This window comes from Legionella qingyii, from assembly GCF_003184185.1.
The window spans coordinates 1-2,130 of record NZ_QHJG01000078.1 but is presented as its reverse complement, the minus strand read 5'-3'; the positions used below and the strand labels follow the sequence as shown (position 1 = coordinate 2,130).

The following is a 2,130-nucleotide window of genomic DNA, read 5'->3' as shown; positions in this document are numbered from 1 at the left end:
CACTCAAAGGTTCTTCAAAGTGCCCACACAGTTTGTCTTCTATCTTCTTAATGAACTTGCCCTTGGAGGCGAGGTGCGAATTCTACTTACTTTTCCTGGTATGTCAATAGTTTTTTATTATATTTGAAAAATTCGTGCTGTATCACATTAAAGGGAATCAGAAGTTGTGGCGCTAACGATGGCAGATCTCTAGGAAAAACGACCGCTTTATTACTCTTGTACATGAATGAAAAGACACCTTGGTAAATGACGAATCATCTGATTAACTTCTCTATGCCACAAGGAGTTTGACAGACTATAAACAGACTTATCCACAGAAAATGTGAATAACTTAAATTAAAGTGCGGGATTTTAAAAATAATATAATTCAGACACAGTAAGGGTTCTAATATGCCGCTGAATATTAATTTTTAATTTGCTAAAAAAGATATCCACAGAAAAGGGACAAGGAATAGAATTTAAACGCAGCTATGTTATACAAATAAATAATAAAAAAACAGTCTTGACTCGAACTATTTTTACTTTTTATTTTGAGCCGATGCTTGATTAAACTCTATGCTTAAAAAATAATTCTTCTTAGATAAAATAGAAATCCCGAAATTTATGTTGAACATAGAACAGCTCATATGTAGATCGCTAAAAATCTCTTTAAAATATTGAATTGAGAGTTGTCACACAATCTAGTGACGATGAGAATAAATGGACCAAAAGAGTGCAAGGAAAAAATAATCAAATCTTAAGACCTGCCCCTCCAATTCTTAAAAATGGCCTGTATATTACTCAAAACGTTAATAAATTTATCAGCCAAGGTTAAGATCGCTACTATTTCTTACAATTGCCTCATATGCCTCTTGAGTTTGCTGATCTCTTTTTCTTAAATTTTTGGCGCGGGAGGCCGAATAGTTAATTGCTCTTTTCGCAATGTTATTTATTTCTTTCATGGCATTATGAGCCCGTTCAGGATCTTCTTTGCCAAGTTTAGCTTGCTGATAAATTTCATAAATATGATTGGGAACCGATGTTTGTTTCCCATTTATTTTAATTTTTGATTGACTGCCAAAGATCCCAGTCTTCCACTGAGTGCTTTCAATTAATTCAATTATCTGGTCAAGTGAAGTACGAGCTTCTCTTTTTTGAGCTTTGTCCCTTATTACTTGAGTGTTTTTTTCAAAATCTCCATTGCTGCTTGGCTCAGCTGTTGAGGATAATTGTTGAATTGCATCTTTAACTGTTTTTTTATATTTGTCATATATCTGTCGAATTTTGAATTCTATTATTGATTCAGATTTGACAGGGAGTAATGGCTCCTTTTGCATCTTATCATTAGGTGGTGGGTTTAGTTTTGACGGTACATTGTCGTAGGATGATGTTATTGGGTCTATTTTAAGAATTTTTTGTGGTATGTTTTGATCCACTTCCACAGTTTTTCTCTTCTCATCAAGCGATACTTCGGAGGACGGTGGTGGTATGTCATTTTTTGGGGGTTCTGTTGATTCCAGTTTCACTGCCTGCTCAACTATTTCTGTTTCTTGTGCCGCTTTTATCCTTTCATCAATTTGTTGGTATTCGCTAAGGATCGTCTCATACCAGATTGTTGCCTTTTCGGTAATGTGTTTCAATTCTTCTGAAGTTTTCCCAGGTTCATTTCGTTGATACTCGATATTATCAAAACGAGAATTCATGTCTTTAAGAAACTCTAGCGCTTTATTAAATGTCTCTAGCCGCGCCTCACTCACTTTTGCTTGTGTTAACAGTTCAAATTTTTTCTCAGCCTCTTGAATTTGTTTGGCGAGCATTTCTTTTGCAGCGGTTAATTGCTTTTGAAATGCAAAATAATCGTGTACAAATAAATCATCATTTACATAGGATTTGCTCTGTTCTATGACACTCTGCAATTTCTTCGGATCAAGCGCCTGAAGTTCAACTTCATCTAATGCAGATCCAAGCTCATGTAACTGTTCAACCCGAATATCTTTTTCTTTTATTTGAGATAAGCTCTCTCCTGCTTTTATAATTACAGTGGCTAATGCTTCATATTTTTGGGCAAGAAGTTCGATCTCTGATGCTTCGTGTGTATTCCGGAGCGAAATGATCACCAATTCCGGCCGCATTTGATCGCAGATTCCGGAA

At 35.4% G+C, this 2,130-nt stretch carries 1 protein-coding gene; it reads right to left on the bottom strand.

Annotation, left to right across the window (positions count from 1 at the left end; translation table 11 throughout):
• Positions 1-800: 800 nt before the first annotated feature.
• Positions 801-2,130, bottom strand: a 1,330-nt coding sequence (locus DGG96_RS20490; RefSeq protein WP_205872636.1) for a hypothetical protein, incomplete at its 5' end; no start/stop codon positions are given.